This window comes from Ruminococcus sp. NK3A76 (assembly GCF_000686125.1).
In the GTDB taxonomy this organism is placed as follows: Bacteria; Bacillota; Clostridia; order Oscillospirales; family Ruminococcaceae; genus NK3A76.
The window spans coordinates 2,055,089-2,073,450 of the sequence record NZ_JMMA01000002.1 but is presented as its reverse complement, the minus strand read 5'-3'; the positions used below and the strand labels follow the sequence as shown (position 1 = coordinate 2,073,450).

The window sequence follows — 18,362 nt, the reverse complement described above, 5'->3', positions numbered from 1 at the left end:
CGTCAAGAAATAATGATTTTACATACCAAATATCGTTATATTTAACAAACCCATATTCGTTGAATTGTATATGATGCTATAACATATAAAATGCGCCCCCGTTCCTTCTATCTGATCAAGAACAGGGGCGATCCTTTCAACCTATTAAGATCAACGTCCAGCAGTAGCCAAAAATGACATTTGGATCATTTACCAGCCCAACACCTATATTGTTGTAGCTCTTACTCAAAATACCATCCCTTTGTCCGGGAGTATTCATCAAGTCATTGACGAGTTCCCTTGGTGTACGCTGACCGATAGTACTAAACGCACTTGCGGAATTATAAGTCAACCCTTCAATAGTATTATAGCTATCATTCATATTCTGACCCGATAAAGACTTTAATAGCTCTTTTGAACTTATCATAGCCCTGTCATAAAGAGTCTCGTTGAGTTTAAGCGCTTTAAGTCCTCTTGAAGTGCGCTCCTTGTTTACAAGCGTCACCACCTGCTTGGTATACTGCCACATCTTGTAATCCTGTGCTGAAAGTATCTTAAATGTCTTTTTTACGGTTCCCTTGTAATTTCCCTTGCCGGTTATAACGACTGTAGCTGTTCCGGCCTTTTTGTTGTTTTTGTAGGACACTGTGTAGTCTCTTCCTTTTTTTAGCGTCACACTACCGAGCTTTACGGTTTTTACTGCCGGCTTTATTGCCTTGCCGGTGTATTTATATCTTTTGTTGACACCTGTGACCTTAGCTTTTGCAACCGACGCTTTGGTTATCTTAAAGGTCTTTTTTATACTGCCTGTGTAGTTGCCTTTACCTGTTATTGTAACAATCGCAGTTCCGACAGCCTTATTGTTCTTGTAGGTAAGGGTGAAGTCAGTACCCTTTTTCAAAGCTCTGCCGCCCACCTTGACAGTCGGGCTTTGGGTTATAGCCTTGGTGGTATATGCCTTGTTCTTAATGCCGCTTACATCTGCTTTTGCAAGTGACGCCGCATTTATCTTAAAGGTCTTGCTTACCGTTCCAGTATAGTCGCCCTTGCCTGTTATCGTAATGGTGGCTGTGCCGATGTTTATGTTGTTCTTGTAAGATACGGTATAGTCGGTGCCGTTTGTCAACGTTTTGCCGTTAAAGGTAACAGTCGGTGACTGAGTAACAGTGCTACCTGTATAGGTCTTGTATGCGATGCCTGTTACCACTGCTAAAGAGATATTCGCTTTGAGCTTTGGTGTAGCCTGTGTTTCTGTTTTGCCGCATATGCTACATTTCCTTATTTTTGAGCCCTCTGCCGAACACGTTGCTGCCTTGGCAACCGACCAGTCACCAAAAGTATGCTCTTCAAATTCCATACCCGGCTCGGTAGTACCGTCATAGATATAACCGTTATGGGGTATTATATTTGTATTTTTATCAACATTGAGGGCTAATATATCATCCTTTGTGAGACTTACCATATCGAGATACTTTTTATCGACCAGACCGTTATTTACAAACTGCTCTATCATATAATAATCGCAACAGTTCATATCAAAAGCATCAGAGTTGGGAGTCCAGCAGTTTTTTTCATCATTATAGTAAAATAATGCATCCTTTTCCTTGACGGATATTTCCTCTATAATGTATTTTTGCTTATATAAATTTATATCCCAATCATATTCCCATTCGCTTCTATACTTTATCTGCGGTATTTTATAGCCTTTAAGCACCACACTGCTTGTCGGCACATCAGAGAACTTAACTCCGGGAATGAAATATTCATAGTAACCTATATACCTTCCATCGACCCATGTATTTGAATAATACCCAAGATCTCCGCCATACAGATTCCTATTGCCAACACCCCATTCATCGTCCCAGATATCTATATTACCATCATCGCTGTTGTTATATAGATATGTATATCCCGGATCAACGTTTCTCTTACCGTTTGTTGACCAGTTACTTGTGTTTAACCTGACCCACGAACCTTTCCCGACTTTTTTACATATACTTTCAAATGTCAGTTCGTCTTTTCTCGGTATATCGTCACTCATCTTTATTGCAGCATATTCATTGAGCAGCTTGCGTAAACTTTCAAGACTTATTGCAGTACCGTTGTTCCCGAAAGTAAAATACTGTTTTATCTTGTCTTTTGTAATGCCTTGTCCTTCGCCTTCTCCCGAACCGCCGTAAGTACGTGTCTCACCTTTGTATGTGACATTTATATTATAATGATAATATGCATCCCACTTATACGATGAACTGCTGTCAAGCCTTTTTGAGACTTCGGCCATTATTCCGGGGAATCCCCATGAATCATAGCGGAACGGATATATTGAAGAAGCAAAAAGTGCTTTAGAATCTTCTCGATCAAACGGACTGTATATATATAGACTTTGATCGGCATGACCTGATGTATTAAGACACCAATAATCCTCAGTTCTTACGACTTTCCCACGGATATATGACCCGCTGTATAAACATATTGATTCAAAGCCGTTTTGAACGGAATCCATTTTATCAAAAAAGCCCGAACCTTTTGCATACTTATCTATCAAATAATCTGATGTGTCCATTAAAGAAGGGACTTTGATCTTGACATTAGTATCATTCCATGTGTCGTTCCATGTATATGAACCGGCGTTTCTTGACTGGAGCAAGACCTCACCGCCATCAGTATCAAAGCTCCTGAAAATGTAGCCTCCGTTCACCCTGCCTGTAGAATTGTTATCATATTTTACATCTGCAAAAAGCTTTATATCATAGCCTGTCGAAGTATCTTCTGCATATGCGCGTATATAAGAGTTATCGGAATACTTTGATTTCTTATCTGCAAATCTGAATGAGAACGGATCGGGGTTATTTGTTTTAACGAAGAAGTATTCATTAAACGGCGAAAGAAGAGGCGTTATCTCATACGTATAATCGGTAACTTTCTTTTCTTTGGCTTGTGCAGTCAACAATGAATCAGACTTTTCAAACAGCAAACCCTCGGGCATAACTGCCCCCGTGCCGAAAATCATCGCCGAAGCGACAAATAATGCCGCCAATTTCTTTTTCATAGTATCACTTCCTCATCTTATTCATTTGACCTTGATTTTCTTCACTGCCGACCAGCCACTGTAATATTTGACCTTGTTCACCGTCTTGTAGGTGCGTACCTTGACATAATAAGTCTTGCCCTTTGTGAGCTTGCTTATAGTCTTAGAAGTGCCGCTTGCGTTTACAGACTTGGTCGTTGCCTTTGTAAACTTCGATGATGTTGAGTATGTGATCTGATAACCCGTCACACCGGATACCTTGCTATATGTGGCTTTCAGCTGCTTAGTCTTAGGACTTGTTACTGATTTGAGCGTAGTCTTTTTCGGGTTGATCTTGAAGGTCGATTTTGCTGTACCTGTGTATGCGCCTTTACCTGTTATCGTGACTGTTGCAGTATCGATTGCCTTGTTGTTCTTGTACGATACTGTGTAGTCTGTACCCGATTTGAGCGTCTTGCTGCCGAGCTTTACAACAGGCTTCTGAGTTATTGCCTTGCCAGTGTATGTCTTATCTGACAGACCTGTTATCTTCGCCTTGGCTATGCTGGTGCGGGTCAGCTTGGCTGTGTATGTGTCCTTATAGCTGTCGCCGCATACCGAGCAGGTGTGCAGAGTGTAGCCTTGTGCATCGTAGGTGGGCTTTACTACCTTTTCGGTGTACTTATGACCTGTTGCCTTTATTGTTTCGGTAAAGCTGTCGCCACACGAGCAAGTGTAGGTCTTCACGCCGTTCTTTGTGCAGGTGGCTGCTGTTGTTATCTTTGAGGTGTATGAGTGCGTATGTGACGGTGTAAGTTTGTCAGTGTATTTGTCCTTGTAGCTTGCTCCGCATACAGAGCAAGTGTGGAGCGTGTAGCCTTGTGCAGTTGTTGTGGGTGCTACTACCTTATCCACATACTTATGACCGGCTTTAGCAATAGTCTTAGTCTCAGTCTTTCCGCATACGCTGCACTTTCTTGTCTGTGTGCCTTCTATTGTGCAGGTGGCAGCTTTTGTAGTTGTCCAGTTGCCAAAGACATGCGTTGTAGTCTTAGGTATTCTTTCTGTATACTTATCTCCACAGGAACAAGTATATGTTCTTATTCCTTCTTCTTTGCAGGATGCAGCCTTTGTGATAGTTGATGTATACTTATGAGAATGCACTACCGGAGGCTGCTTTAGTTCATATTCAAATCCGCTTGAAACTGCATATTCTTCTCCATATGAGCCTTTATATGCATAAATCTTTGTTCTCTTGTTTTTTACACTTTTATGTGATGAAGTATCTAAATGTTCACCAAATGCGCTTTCTCCTATACCAATAACGCTATTGGGTAAATATATCTCTGATAGATCAGGACAGTCATCAAACGCATATCTTTCAATGTTTTTCACACCTTCCGGAATGGTAACACTTTTAAGCTTTTTGCAGCTTGATACAGCGTCAAATCCAATAGTTGTGACAGTATCAGGTATAGTAAACTCTGTCGCTTTTCCTGTACAATACTTTATAAGAGTTGTTTTATCTTTATTATATAGGCAATTATTCTCAGATGAGAAATACTTATTTTCAGGATCAACAGTTATTTCTTCAAGCTCCGTGTAACTCATTTGTGAATATGAGGATTCTATTGATTGAAGTCCTTTTCCGATATGAAGCTTTTTTAGATTCACAGCATTATGCAACACATTATTACCTATTGCAGTCATACTATCCGGTAAAGATAATTCGGAAATATATGAACTATGTAAAAAACTTTTGCCTAGCCTTGTTATGCCTTCACCAATAATTATATTATCTACAGTAGCAATATCCGGATTAGGAAGACCTTCCAACATATTATCCATTCTATCTGTGCTATAATTATATGTGCTGCCACTTCCAGACAAAACCATTGTGTGATCCGGGTATAGTTTATAGCTTACATTCTCTCCGCATTTACCTTCAGAATATATATCCCTTGTGTTATAAGGATATACCGTCTTGTTATTCTTTAATGCATAAGTTTTTGCAGCATCGCAATCAGTAAAGCACATTTTTACATTCCCTGCTTCACCGTAGTATGACTCAAAAGCCTTATCTCCTATTGAAGAAACGCTGCTTGGTATTGCAACATATTGAAGAGACTCACAGTCATAAAACGCATTATCCCCTATACTTTTAAGACCTTCAGGCAGATAAAGCTTTTCAAGATAATAGCATTCCTCAAACGCATTATTCTCAATAGTTTTAATTGTTGATGGTAATCTGACAGTTTTCAGATATGCACTCTCATAAAATGCATATCTGCCTATAGACGTTACAGGCAGCCCTTCAATATGATCAGGAATAACAAGTACAGAAGCTTTGGCTGCATTAAAAGAATCGGTGATCTTTATTGTATCGTCTACAATATCATAATACAGATCAATAAATGAGCCATCACTTGTATTTAATACATATCTGTATGCTCCACTATTTGATTGACTATTACTATTCTCAATATGAGCAGATACAGTATCGGCAAAACCATTATTCTCAAAAGGTGCTACTAATAACGTAAAAGCACAACATAAACATAATAATCTTTTGACCGTATTCTTCATAGTTTGACTCCTTCCAACAAAAAAAGGCAACACGTACAAAACGCATTGCCTTTGATCTGTCATATAACAAAGCTTCAGCTTCGGCAGCCGGCTGTCATACTCCATAAAGCTTAGACCCATTGGCTTTGCGTCACTGCCTTTCGACAGTTTTGCTATTAATATTATATACCATTTTAATGGTTTTGTCAATTGAGTTTTTCATAAAAGGCACATCAATTATGATAAATAAAGCGCCTTTTATACATTTATTTCACCTTGATTTTTTTGACCGAGCTATACCCACTATAATACTTGGTCTTACCAACTGTCTTATATGTGCGTACCTTAACATAATAAGTTTTGCCCTTTGCGAGCTTGCTTATCGTCTTTGAGGTGCCCTTGACATTGACAGACTTGGTCGTCGCCTTGGTGAATTTCGAGCTTGTCGAGTAGGTCACCTGATAGCCCGTTATGCCCGAAACCTTGCTGTAAGTTGCTTTGAGCTGCTTGGTCTTAGGGCTTGTGACGTTCTTTAGCGTGGTCTTTTTCGGGTTGATCTTGAAAGTCGCCTTTGCAGTACCCGTGTATACGCCCTTGCCCGTTATGGTAACTGTTGCTGTGCCTATTGCCTTGTTGTTCTTGTACGATACTGTGTAGTCTGTACCCGATTTGAGTGTTTTGCCGTTCAGTTTTACAACAGGCTTTTGGGTTATGGCCTTGCCGGTGTAGGTCTTGTTTGATAAACTGCTTACAGTTGCCTTGGAAATAGATACACCAGTTATTTTAAATGTCTTACTGACTGTTCCTATGTAGTTGCCTTTGCCTGTTATCATGATCGTTGCAGTACCGATCTTGATGTTATTCTTGTAAGTTATTGTGTAGTCTATATCATTCTTTAATGTTTTAGTACCAAGTTTTACTAAAGGTTTCTGCTTGATAGCACTGCCTGTATAGGTTTTTGCAGATATGCCAGAAACTATTGCCTTGGTCATATTGTATTCATCTGGGACATCCAGCAAATTATACTCAATACCATTATCTATAGCATATTTTTCGGCAGCAGTACCCTTATAGCAATTGATAACAAAGCCGGGAACTTTTATAATCTTATAATCCTTATCATAAGTATATCCAAAAGCATTATTATCTATTGTTTTTACCGATTTCGGGATAGTTACTGATTTAAGATCGTTACAACCTAAAAATGCATTTTTCTCTATTCTCGCAATAGTATCAGGAATAGATACAGTCTTGATTTTAAGGAATAATTCAACCGGCATAAAGCCTCTTCCCATTAGCCCCTTTACAGGTACACCATCAACATTATCTTTGATAACAAGGTTTTCAGGACAATTATCATTGTTCAAATAAAACATATCTGCCATATAATAATCAGAGCAGAATAGTCTTACCCACATACCATCCATATAGCCCATTGTCCCAACTTCATTCAAGTACACAATGCCATCATTCGATTCAATGTGTTTAGCTCGAGATAAAAGCTCACTTGATTTCATTGTGCTCTCTTTACCTGTAATAAAATCACATACTGTAATATCAATATCTTCATTTTCCGGATCATTACCGCTTTCCTGCGCATTTACAATATTTATATTTACAAAAGCATCTCTTTGAGGAACTAATGTCGCACCTCCTATAAAACTAAACGCTAATGCAATTGATAACAATTTTTTTAACATACAGTCTTCACCCTTTCAAAACCACTTATCTCATACCCAACTGAGCCATTTTTACAGATAACGTTTCTATCTTTGAATTATCTTCGGATAGAATAAAGTTAATTAATATGGGAAGGTTTTCAGAATCTTCAAAATCAAAGTAATAAGTAAGATTCTTTCTTCCGTATTTGATATATATATCGTAATACAGCAATTCATCATTGATCGTTTCATGATCCACCATATCATAATTTGTTTTAATATAGTTTCCCAAATCGGTATCCTCCGTATAATCACCGTCATACACAGGCGTTCCGAGAGCTTTGATTATCTCATCATAAGATGAATCAATCGTCAATCCGCAGGGTAAAGACACATCAAACATATTTTCTCTGTCTTTTATGTGAACTATAATGGTTCCGTATACTACATCATCAAAATTATCAGGATCCATTATTGCACCATCAGCAAATGATATATAATTGCTGCTACTGTTTTTAAAGTACTTAGATGAGTAGGCATATTCATCCTTCTGCTCAGTCCAACCCTTTTTAGTGAATTCATCGGGAGAAAGTGAGCCTTTAACAAGCTTGACCCCATCTACTACTACAGTTTCCTTGACCTTGCTGTAAGATGGCTCTTCAGGCTCCGGTTCTGGTTCCGGCTCTGTAGTTGTTGTTTCATTCGTAGTTGTTTCCTTTGCGATCGTAGTAGTGGTAGTAGTTGTTTCTTCAGATGATCCTTCGCTATTATCATCAGATGTACTATCGGTAACAACCGTGCTGTTCGCTGAGTTATTCGTTGAATTATCATTTGAATTGTCTGTATCACCACAAGAAACAAGCATTGTTGATAACAAAACAGATGTTATTATTACTTTGATAACATCACATTTCATATTCATTCTCCTTTTTACAATATAATAAAAAGCAACACATACAAAACGCATTGCCTTGATAAACATATCGACAGAGCGTAAGCTCCGGCAACCGGCTGTCATTCTCATATGAGATTAGACCCATTGGCTTTGCGCCGCTGCCTTTCGGCAGGTTTGCCTATTAATTACAGATTAATTATATCACAGCAGATATTTGGTCGTCAAGAATTAACAATTTCACGTGTCAAATATCATCAAAATGAATAAAACAGTACTGTTTGAATTGTATATGATGCCAATACAGTATTATACAAAGAAAGAGCTTGACACTTCAAAAGTGCCAAGCCCTTCTATATTGGGTGGTTATATGAAATGATCTACTTTATCTTAACCTTCTTTACTGCTGAGTAACCGCTGTAATACTTAGTACCACTAACAGTCTTATAGCTGCGTACCTTGACATAATAAGTCTTGCCCTTTGTGAGCTTGCTTATTGTCTTTGATGTACCACTTGCGTTTACTGATTTGGTAGTCGCCTTAGTAAACTTGCTAGAAGTCGAGTAGGTTATCTGATAACCCGTTACGCCTGATACCTTGCTATATGTGGCTTTCAGCTGCTTAGTCTTAGGACTTGTTACTGATTTGAGCGTAGTCTTTTTCGGGTTGATCTTGAAGGTCGCCTTTGCTGTACCTGTGTATGCGCCTTTACCTGTTATCGTGACTGTTGCAGTACCCATTGCCTTATTGTTCTTGTACGATACTGTGTAGTCTGTACCCGATTTGAGCGTCTTGCTGCCGAGCTTTACAACAGGCTTCTGAGTTATAGCCTTTCCTGTGTATGTCTTATTCGACAGGCCTGTTATCTTCGCCTTAGCTATACTTGTTCTTGTCAGCTTAGTCTTGATATTATCCTTGTAGCTGTTACCGCATACTGAGCAGGTGTGAAGGGTATAGCCCTGTGCATCGTAGGTGGGCTTTACTACCTTTTCGGTGTACTTATGACCTGTTGCCTTTATTGTTTCGGTATAGCTGTCACCACACGAGCAGGTGTAGGTCTTCACGCCGTTCTTTGTGCAGGTTGCAGTTGTTGTTACCTTTGAGGTGTAGGAGTGGGTGTGTGTCTCTTGTAAGACTACATATTCTATTTCATTTTCAATTGCATATTTTTCAGCTTCACTATCTTTATAGCAGTAGATAATAAAATCAGTAATCTTTTTAGCCTCATAAGTCTTTTCATCTGTATAAAAACCTATTGATCTATAATCAATATAATCTACACTTTTGGGTATGGTTAGTTTTTTGAGATTATTACATCCAGTGAAAGAATAACTAAACAAACACTTTGTTGATTCAGGTATAACAAATTCTTGAAGACTGCTGCAATTATATAGACTTATCCCAGAAACATCAGAACCTATTGGTATTACTATACTTTTTAGTTTAGAACAACCACTTAAATTCAATTCACCATTAATCTTTGTACTCTTGGGGATATCTATTTTCTCAAGCTTTTGAAATGTCACATCATTTAATACTAAACCGTCAATTACCGCATTTTCAGGAAATACGATTTCTGTGATACTGTTATATCGATCTTTAGAAAACTTATCACCAACGTAAAAAGCGTTCCTTTGGATTTCAACAACGTTTTTCGGTATTATCATCTTACCCGTTAAATAATAATCTTTCCCAATTTCATTGCCACTGTTGTCATATAATTCATGATCACTACAGTCTGCAAGAAGCAGTATATTATTAACAATCAGGTAAGGATTATCCTTTGTATGATATAATGCCCATTTTTTGTATAATTCCGTTCCCATCAATGCATTATATCCTATCTTCTTTACAGTTTTTGGTATAGTTGCATTTGTGCACTTAGGAGATGTAAGATAATAGTATGTACCGTTTTCATATTGTATTTGTTCTACATAAACACTTAATCCGTATAATTCTCTATACCAACTGATAAAAACATCTGTACCCATTATTATTGAAAAATCAGACTTACTGATTCTTTCTCTAACGTCTTTACCGGGTCTAAAAGCATAGTCACCTATTTCCTTAACTGTACTTGGAATTGTAAGGCTATCTATATTCGCACAAAGTAATAGTTTAGTGACATCTATATCATACAACGCATTATTAACGGCAGTATAATACTTATTGCCCTTTTCAACCGTTATTGTTTTTATTGCATTACAAGATAAAAATGGATTTCTATCAATAAAGATATCATTTATTTGGCTTGAAATTTCAACATTTTCAATTTCAGGGGGGATATATAATATATGAGTTTTATCTTTATTATATACCATACCCTTTAATGATGAATAATATGGATTATCTTTTGAAATATTAATAGCTTTTATCCTATTTTCGACTCCATAATACTGTTCAAATTGAGGAAAATAGTCTTTATCTAAAGAATAACAATAGCCGCTCCCAATGTTTATTGTATCAACATTGAAATCCGAAAAAGCATATTGACCAATCTGCGTAACACTATCAGGAATATTAATAGTTTTAGCGTGTTTATAAATGAATTCATGTGTTTCATCAATATAATCATAACTGAAACACCAGTCACTTATAGATACTGTTCCAGATCTTACATTTATAATTCCATTACTAGGCACATCACCTTTATAACTTATTGCGACATTACCAAAGTAGATTACACCATCCTTTTGATTCTTATACCACTTTGTTGAGTTAATACCTGAATAAGGAATATTAATATAAATGATACCTGTGTTTTCCGTTTCAATATCAGCAAGATTGATACAATTGTCAAATATATGCTTGCCCATACCGCCAGCAATATGATTAACAGTTTTGGGAAAAGAGATTTTTTTAATGCTTTCTCGCTTTTCATCAGGTATTAATGTACTACTGACTCCAATAACATTTACGCCATTGATTTTTTCCGGAATAATTATTTCAGTTCCTGATCCAATATATTCATTAATAGTAATGAATGGATCAATGTTTTCATCATATTCATCTATATAAAGTGTGTACTTAAAATCACCATATATTAGTGTTTCTTCAACTGCATTTGCCTCAATATAAGACCCCAATGACACAGCCCCCTCCGGCAGTACCGCCGCACCGCTGAGCGCAAACCCAAGCGCTGTTACTAACGCCAGTATCCTTTTTTTCATAAAATCACCCTTTCATTTTTCCTTTACAAACCACAAAAAGGCAATGCACACACAACGCATTGCCTTGTAATAACAGATATTGTCAGGATTCTTGTTCTGGCAACCGGCTGTCATACCTTTTGGCTTAGACCCTTAGCTTTGCGTCGCTGCCTTTCGGCAGGTTTGCCCATTTATTACAATTTAATTATACCACACCCCATATTTAGTTGTCAAGAATTAACAATTTCAAAAGTCAAATATCGTTATATTTAATAAAACCATAGCCATTGAATTGTGTATGATGCTATAACATATAAAATGCGCCCCCGTTCCCACCATTACAGGTAAGAACAGGGGCGTTTCTTTTATACTCTAACGTCCTTAATAAGCCTATCCAGCAGCTTCTCATTCATCATAAGAATATGACACATCCTATGCGAATCCAAATCATCAAATGGCATACCAAATATACCAATATACTTTGCAATATATTCATCATCTGCAAATTTAGTAAGTATCTTCTCCGCAAGCTCCTCCGGCAAAGCATAGTATTTGCCGAGATATTTGCATATATACGCAAGCCTGTTGTCAGACTTTTTTAGCGAGCCCGATATAGCATCACGCCCCAGCTTTTCAGCAGTTCTTACAAATTCAAGCATTCTGTTCCACAACGTAGGCTCGACAGTTTTATTATCATCCCATAAATACATAAAGCGTAAATCCTGTATATCATATTGCTTTGAAGCAATCTTATCGCTTAAATCAAATACCTGCTTATATAACTCCTCGATCTTTGAATTACTGCAGTTGGAAAGCGCCTTGTCAAACATATCCCTCACGCTATAACTCGGGAATGCATATATAAACTTAGCCATAAGCTCTTTATGCGGTATATATGCATTAATTATATATCTGCTATATCCTGAAACCTTAGCCATAAATCGTGCAAGCATCATATCTATATCGTCGGGTATATCATCATATTCGCTTTTTTCAGAAAAGCTATATATTGTTTTATCCCGGATATGTATTTGCCCGAGTATAAGTTTATTTATAAAATCCTGCAAGGACTTATTTCCCGTATAATTGCTTTTATATACCTCAAACAGCCCCTCCAGCGATAACTGCCTTTCAAGCCACTCTTTAACGACTATATCCAGAGGCCAAGACTTTATTTTATCCGTATAATAACGTATAAAATACTCTTCCGGGAATTTATTATGTATAAAGCCGATATATTTGTTATCTGTCCACCCATTATAAATGGTATAAAAGCGTTCAAATAACTTATATTCCGTATATCCCTCATTTATAAGCAAAGAATAAAGCCTTTCGTGGTCGTACTGTATAGGCAGATCTATATGTCTTCCCAAGACTTTCTCCGCCAGCTCGCAGGCTTTCACACATTGGGCGTGCGTTATATCCCCGTGAACTATAGCCGCTTCGGGGAAATCGTTTGATATAACGCACGCTATAGATAACAAAATCATATGCGGATTGTTGCCCTGCGTTTTACTGCCGAAATACATTTTAAACATATCGTCTATATTGGTCTTCCCGACAGTCTTTCGGTTATATAATAGCTCAAGCGCCGGGTTATTTATATTTATATCCTTTGCCGTATAGTGCGATATATCTCTGTATAGGCTATATTTTTCAATACACTTGCCGGCAACCATATCGCCAGTCGCACTCCAACAGCCGTCCTTTTCGACAGCTGGAACAACACAAGGTATTTTATATCCATTTATATATTTATATTCACACTCGGCAAGCTGTCCGTATTTGACAAGCTTAAGTGTATCCTCGTATGTTTTCTCCCAAGCCTCTTTGTTTATTTTTGTTGGCGCAATTTCGCCAAAAATATATATTCCCATATATTTATAACTCCTTCCATTTTAAAATATAATTTTGAGGGGCATATTTCAGCCCCTCGATTATAAGTTTACGAATCAAGATAACACTCGATTATATCTTTATTTATCTTGACATCTTCCTCGCTGACCTTAGTCGTTAGCTTTATTCCGTTCCTGCTCTTGGCGTGCGATATATAATTATAAAACTCGCCGTCGTATTTTGTGATAGGACTAAACTCAATACTGTCAAATCTCACCCCTCGGCTCATTCTATACGATATCATATCCGCAGGAATTATAGGCAGCTGCGAGAACTCGGCAGTGTCTTTCATTATAATTTCCTCTTCAAGAAGCTCATTAAGTATATAATCGGGCTTATATTTATGCCAAGTGACAGCCCTGACCTTAACGACTTCATCGTTTAGGCTTATATGCGCCTCTCCAGTATATAGCCCGGATATATAGCCAATATCTCCACGCATATAGCTGCCGTTTATATCGTCATCTATAAACATAACCCTTTGCCCCATATATAAGCAGAGATTCGGGTAAGTCGGCATATCCTCCTCGTAGAAGTTGCCTTTTATTTCACCCTCATATTCAGACTTATATTTCTTTGATTTATCGTAGCATTCCAAAGAATATTCGTAAGCCTTATGAGTTGACATCACCAGCTTTATAGGATCCTCGCTCTCTTTGCAGTTGGCGTTCAGCCAGTTTATAACGGACTTATCTCCCATACGCAGTGCCTCGAGCTTATCTTCAAATTCCGAATCCAGCCGCTTCTTGCGCATGTCGATTTCGGTGAAGTTAAAGCATTCCCACTCAAACGCCTGAATAGGGGATGAATAAAAGTTTCTGCCCAGGCCTATATAACTTAAAACATCGCCTACGATTATAAGGCGAGGGAAGCGGCTGCACATTCTTTTAAGAATATATAGACTTCCAAAGTCACTTTGAGACATTGAATCAATATCGTATATTATAATTACATCTGCAATCTCCAGACACTTGCGCTCCTTTTCGCCTTTAGTTTCCTCCTGACCTGACAGCAGCGTATATATATCCGGACAGCCACGCCTTGCCGCTTCGCTCTCTATAACCGAAGATATAAGTATATTCAGCGAATCTTTAGAAATACGGATATATTCGTTTAAAGCAGCTTCGTCGCCGATATAATAAACGTTTTCCTTTCCTCTTATCAGCTAATTTAAAGCCTCATTCTTGTTTGTGATTTTTCTCATAGTTTTATCCTCCTTAAATATAAATTCGGAGATAAAAAAAGAGCTCAGAGATACTGATTTACATCAGAAACTCTGAACTCAAATTTTAAACTCCTATATATATTATAACACATAAAATCTGTTTTGACAACATCCGGGACGTATACTATATATCCTGTGCGAATTATACCATAAAGTTTTATAAGTGTGAAAGATATATATTTTTTTCGTCACTTTATAAGATAATGCTGTACAGTGGTATCACTTCTAAAATGGTGTAAAATCGTCAGAGATACATATAAAACAGCCACTCTGTCAAATATATAACTTTTTCCCTGAGATATACATAGCGTTTTGCCGGCTCCACGAAGATAATATGGCTTATCAAGGTCTTCCAAAAGCGGTTTATTATATTTTTTGAATATATTTTTTATATACGATTTATAAAACTCCCGTTGCTCGGGATTTTTATGTATATCTTGCAAAATCCTATTATACTCATCAACCGCACACATCGCCCTTGCGTGGTGCAGGTCAGCATCGTGATTCATCTGCTCTTTGGATAAAAGCGTCTCCCTACCTTCAGTTATAGCCTGACTCATATATTTATATAATATATCCAGCTTTGCCGGGTCAGATATATATGTTATATTGTTCTTACCGCCCTTGCCTTTGCTATAAATATATGCGCACTTCTCGCCAAGATATATATCATTTATAGAAACCCTCGCCAGTTCATTTCTTCTTAAACCTATAGATCTGTTGAGTTCCAAAGCCGCAGCAGCCCTTTTATCATTATATTTATCTCTGACAGCAGCTTTTGTACTGCGAGTCACATCAGAATATCTGCGAATCGGGTGCGTATAATCCACAACATACTGTCCGGTCGCCTTACATACGGCAGACAACTTAAGATTTATAGTGTTAGGGGAGTCTCCTTTGGATATAAGTGAGTCGATATACGGCCGAATATATTTTATGCTATCTTCTACAGAAACCCTGGAAGTGCTGGTTTTGGTATATACAAAAGCTGCAAAGTCCTTGACGAAACGTATATAATTCTTCATCGTTGAATAGCTAAAAATCTTATCTTTTGCAGCGTCTATATGTAAAAGTTCTTTGTGTATATCCGCCCTCGATATACCTTTATATATAAGCTCCCTATATTTCTGCCTTCTCATAGCGTTAGTCTTATCTTTATATAATTTCTTGCTTTCTCCATATGCCGCCATAGATTCTAAATTCGCCCTTAAAGCATATGTTAATTGTCTTGTCCTCTGTTTCATAAAAATATCCTCCTTAAATGTGTCCGTTAAATCGACTGCCGCATACATCATAACACTATTGTTTTATCTTACAGATAGGAAGTTGGTCCTCTCCCGAGCGGCTTATATGTGCATTTATAGACTGCACCCATCTTATATCTGGATTTTTTTAGTCTATCCGTGACCCTGTCAGCTATATTTATATATATCACCCGCTGACGGAGGTGGTATATATATATATTTGATTCTGCTTGGCGGTTATTGCAGATATATATGGTTCCGAGCTCTTTCAGAACGCTTTTATTCCCGTGCGAATTTGTTTGGCCCCTCTGATATCAGGTTACACCTCAGGCGGTGTAACCCGATATAGGGTTGAAGTATAATAGAAGGATATATTTTAAAAGGCTCTTTCTTATGAAGAAACCTTATATAAAGGAGATCATAGGGCTTTTATATATAGCCAGAAGTAGTTTTATATGCAAAAAAGCCCGGAATTTCTCTGTAAAGAAACTCCGGACTAAAGCGCTTAAACTACTATATATATTATTACCTATTTAATTTGAAATGTCAACATACCACGTATTTTTTTATCGAAATATATGCAAGACTTATATTATATTTATACGATATATGATTTATACTTTATATACTGAAAGTCTTACATATCACTTATTTATATCATCTTTTATACGTTGACTATCTATATCCTCCTAACCCTTTCCGCTAGGAATGCCTTTTATATTATTCACCGCAGATATAACTCCCCGGTCTCTATTCGGTCTAAAAGATCTATGTATTCCTCGACTGCTTCGTGAAAGTCCTTTTCAAGCTCGACTCGATTATAGCCTTCTATCAGTACAAGGTCATCTACCCCGATGAGCTTTCCATAAAAAGACTTTTCATCTTCATTTTCATAGCACTCTGCTGTATAACCTTTATATTTAATAGTGAACATAGCTGCACCTCCGTTTGAAATAATTAGTATCCGAATGCCATTACGAAATAATAGTTTCCGTTGCACCAGACTCCCGCAACGGCTATGCGGGTAAAGTCGGGCCGGACTATATTTTCTCCGTCATATGTACTTGATATGGTAAAGCATGAGGTGCCGTCAGGCCTTGTATGGCGGTAATACTTCGTGGTTTCCTTTACCTTCGGGGCTTTGGCTGTAACCGTCTGAGAGGCATTTACAGAAATCACATAGCTGTCACCTGTCTGCATAGATGAAAGTGTAAACGCATTGAAAGCAAAAACTGTTACTGCTAAAAAACTAACTATCTTTTTATCATTATTTATTTCTCCTTTCTTTTTATACCTGTGCAGGCAGTCTTATAATGCGGGTCACGTCCTTTTTCTTGGTGCTGCTGTGGTAGATACCCTCAAAGGTTATATAGCCGTTATACATTATCGGCTGGCTCTTGCAGTCAAAGTAAATGGTCTTGTAGGTAAGATTCTTGATAACATTGCCGCTGCCGTCGATATATACGCAGTGAAGCACCTTTTTGCCCGTTTTCTTCGTGGTGACATTGTAAATAACTGCAAAGCGGTTATCAGTCACCTTTACAAGGCGTGCATCATTGACGGTATAGCCCGAGGTCTTGGGGTTGTATTTTGTCAGCCACTTGAAAGTGCTCTTGCCTGTCTCACGGTCGGTGGCTATGACATATACGTTGTGGTTGTAGGATTTTTTGTATCCCTTAATACTTTTCAGAGTTTTATTATGCGGTACAGATGAGCCGACCGTTATTATGTTTTTCTGGCCTATTTCCATACCGCCGATAGTTGTACCTGTATAGTTTTCACCATATCCGCCATTTATAGCAAAGGGTGTCTTTTTAAAGCTTTTGCCGTATGAGCTGTATCCGGTATAACTTGCTGCAGAAACAACTTTTACGCCTCTTGGATATCCGTCGCCATGATCTGCAAGATATAGTGTGTTATCTTTAAACTTTACAAACTGGTTGAAGGAATGGCTTGTATAGTTATTATAAGGGTACTTTACAAGCTTCATAGTGTCGGTATTCACCTCAAAGGCGATATTTGTCTGGTGGATGCCTCTATCATAAATCGGAAACGTTTGTCTGCAAGTGTAAATAAAAAGCTTGTTGCCTGAAGCATCCATTTTAAGGCTTCCCCCTGCAAATGGTTCATATATTCCGTCATAAGTGTATGTGACATCTGATTTGATATTCAGAGTTTTCAGCTTTTTCCAATCTTTAGAGTATTTTATAACTTTAATAACAGTTACACCCTTTTTTAAAGAATGATTATTATTTCCAACTACGACATAATTACTGCCGTCATATGCGTGATAAAAGCCACCCCATATGAATTCATAACTCTCAATTCCCGAAAAGTTTATAGATTTTGTGGATTTGAGTTTCATGTTCTTATCAAGAGTATATATCTTGATCTGCCTTATAGGAGAATCATCATCGTATGGAAATGGGTATTCAACTATATTTAAAATTCCGTTCTGGGTGTAGTAATATCTATTATCAGAAGTACCATAATCGCCGTAGTAGCTTGTGTCATTTGGATATATAAAGGTTTTCATTTTGCTCGAAAGCGCCGTCATAAGCTTTCCGCCGCCAACGGGAACAAGACCCGAGACACTACCGCTGGGCGCACTTGTCCTTGAGTTCAAAAGGGTCACAACACGGTAGTAATATACCGTTCCCTTTGTTGCCTTTTCGGTATAGCTGCGTGTTGCGCCACTTGCAGGGGAAAAGGTCTTTATGAGCTTATAGCCGTAGTTCTCGTTT

General features: G+C 37.8%; 10 protein-coding genes and 3 riboswitches. All 10 genes read right to left on the bottom strand.

Features of this window, described 5'->3' with window-relative positions:
- Positions 1 to 136: 136 nt before the first annotated feature.
- Positions 137 to 3,028 (bottom strand): CAP domain-containing protein, encoded by a 2,892-nt coding sequence (locus CD05_RS0109630; RefSeq protein WP_028510325.1) that lies wholly within the window; start codon positions 3,026 to 3,028, stop codon positions 137 to 139.
- A 21-nt stretch (positions 3,029 to 3,049) separates the two neighbouring features.
- The gene (locus tag CD05_RS20345; RefSeq protein ID WP_242841295.1) at positions 3,050 to 4,825 is read right to left on the bottom strand and encodes a leucine-rich repeat protein; all 1,776 of its coding nucleotides are present in this window, start codon (positions 4,823 to 4,825) and stop codon (positions 3,050 to 3,052) included.
- Positions 4,826 to 5,651: 826 nt separating this feature from the next.
- Positions 5,652 to 5,736: riboswitch (cyclic di-GMP riboswitch) on the bottom strand.
- An 81-nt stretch (positions 5,737 to 5,817) separates the two neighbouring features.
- Positions 5,818 to 6,831: a leucine-rich repeat protein gene (locus tag CD05_RS0109615; protein ID WP_198021590.1), complete on the bottom strand. Its 1,014-nt coding sequence runs from the start codon at positions 6,829 to 6,831 to the stop codon at positions 5,818 to 5,820.
- Between the two features lie 445 nt (positions 6,832 to 7,276).
- Positions 7,277 to 8,128 carry a hypothetical protein gene (locus CD05_RS0109610; protein WP_028510322.1) on the bottom strand — a complete coding sequence of 284 codons (852 nt, stop codon included), beginning with the start codon at positions 8,126 to 8,128 and terminating at the stop codon, positions 7,277 to 7,279.
- An 83-nt stretch (positions 8,129 to 8,211) separates the two neighbouring features.
- A riboswitch (cyclic di-GMP riboswitch) is annotated at positions 8,212 to 8,296 on the bottom strand.
- Positions 8,297 to 8,484: 188 nt separating this feature from the next.
- A complete protein-coding gene (locus CD05_RS0109605) occupies positions 8,485 to 11,274 on the bottom strand; it encodes a leucine-rich repeat domain-containing protein (RefSeq protein WP_028510321.1) in 2,790 nt (929 codons plus the stop codon).
- Between the two features lie 95 nt (positions 11,275 to 11,369).
- A riboswitch (cyclic di-GMP riboswitch) is annotated at positions 11,370 to 11,451 on the bottom strand.
- Between the two features lie 167 nt (positions 11,452 to 11,618).
- Positions 11,619 to 13,130, bottom strand: a complete 1,512-nt coding sequence (locus CD05_RS0109600; protein WP_028510320.1) for a hypothetical protein — start codon at positions 13,128 to 13,130, stop codon at positions 11,619 to 11,621.
- A gap of 68 nt (positions 13,131 to 13,198) precedes the next feature.
- A complete protein-coding gene (locus CD05_RS0109595) occupies positions 13,199 to 13,849 on the bottom strand; it encodes a hypothetical protein (protein WP_156947415.1) in 651 nt (216 codons plus the stop codon).
- A 713-nt stretch (positions 13,850 to 14,562) separates the two neighbouring features.
- On the bottom strand, positions 14,563 to 15,618 hold the full coding sequence (locus CD05_RS0109590) for an integrase domain-containing protein (RefSeq protein WP_028510318.1): 1,056 nt from the start codon (positions 15,616 to 15,618) through the stop codon (positions 14,563 to 14,565).
- 724 nt (positions 15,619 to 16,342) lie between these two features.
- The gene (locus CD05_RS18160; RefSeq protein WP_037322933.1) at positions 16,343 to 16,552 is read right to left on the bottom strand and encodes a hypothetical protein; all 210 of its coding nucleotides are present in this window, start codon (positions 16,550 to 16,552) and stop codon (positions 16,343 to 16,345) included.
- A gap of 354 nt (positions 16,553 to 16,906) precedes the next feature.
- Positions 16,907 to 18,154, bottom strand: coding sequence for a hypothetical protein (locus tag CD05_RS0109580; protein ID WP_156947411.1), 1,248 nt, complete (start codon positions 18,152 to 18,154; stop codon positions 16,907 to 16,909).
- Between the last annotated feature and the right edge of the window lie 208 nt (positions 18,155 to 18,362).

Bases quoted from the DNA above. Each gene is read 5' to 3' on its own strand.
- CD05_RS0109630 (WP_028510325.1), bottom strand. From the start codon at position 3,028: ATGAAAAAGAAATTGGCGGCATTATTTGTCGCTTCGGCGATGATTTTC.
- CD05_RS20345 (WP_242841295.1), bottom strand. From the start codon at position 4,825: ATGTTGGAAGGTCTTCCTAATCCGGATATTGCTACTGTAGATAATATA.
- CD05_RS0109615 (WP_198021590.1), bottom strand. From the start codon at position 6,831: ATGCCGGTTGAATTATTCCTTAAAATCAAGACTGTATCTATTCCTGAT.
- CD05_RS0109610 (WP_028510322.1), bottom strand. From the start codon at position 8,128: ATGAAATGTGATGTTATCAAAGTAATAATAACATCTGTTTTGTTATCA.
- CD05_RS0109605 (WP_028510321.1), bottom strand. From the start codon at position 11,274: ATGAAAAAAAGGATACTGGCGTTAGTAACAGCGCTTGGGTTTGCGCTC.
- CD05_RS0109600 (WP_028510320.1), bottom strand. From the start codon at position 13,130: ATGGGAATATATATTTTTGGCGAAATTGCGCCAACAAAAATAAACAAA.
- CD05_RS0109595 (WP_156947415.1), bottom strand. From the start codon at position 13,849: ATGGGAGATAAGTCCGTTATAAACTGGCTGAACGCCAACTGCAAAGAG.
- CD05_RS0109590 (WP_028510318.1), bottom strand. From the start codon at position 15,618: ATGAAACAGAGGACAAGACAATTAACATATGCTTTAAGGGCGAATTTA.
- CD05_RS18160 (WP_037322933.1), bottom strand. From the start codon at position 16,552: ATGTTCACTATTAAATATAAAGGTTATACAGCAGAGTGCTATGAAAAT.
- CD05_RS0109580 (WP_156947411.1), bottom strand. From the start codon at position 18,154: ATGAAAACCTTTATATATCCAAATGACACAAGCTACTACGGCGATTAT.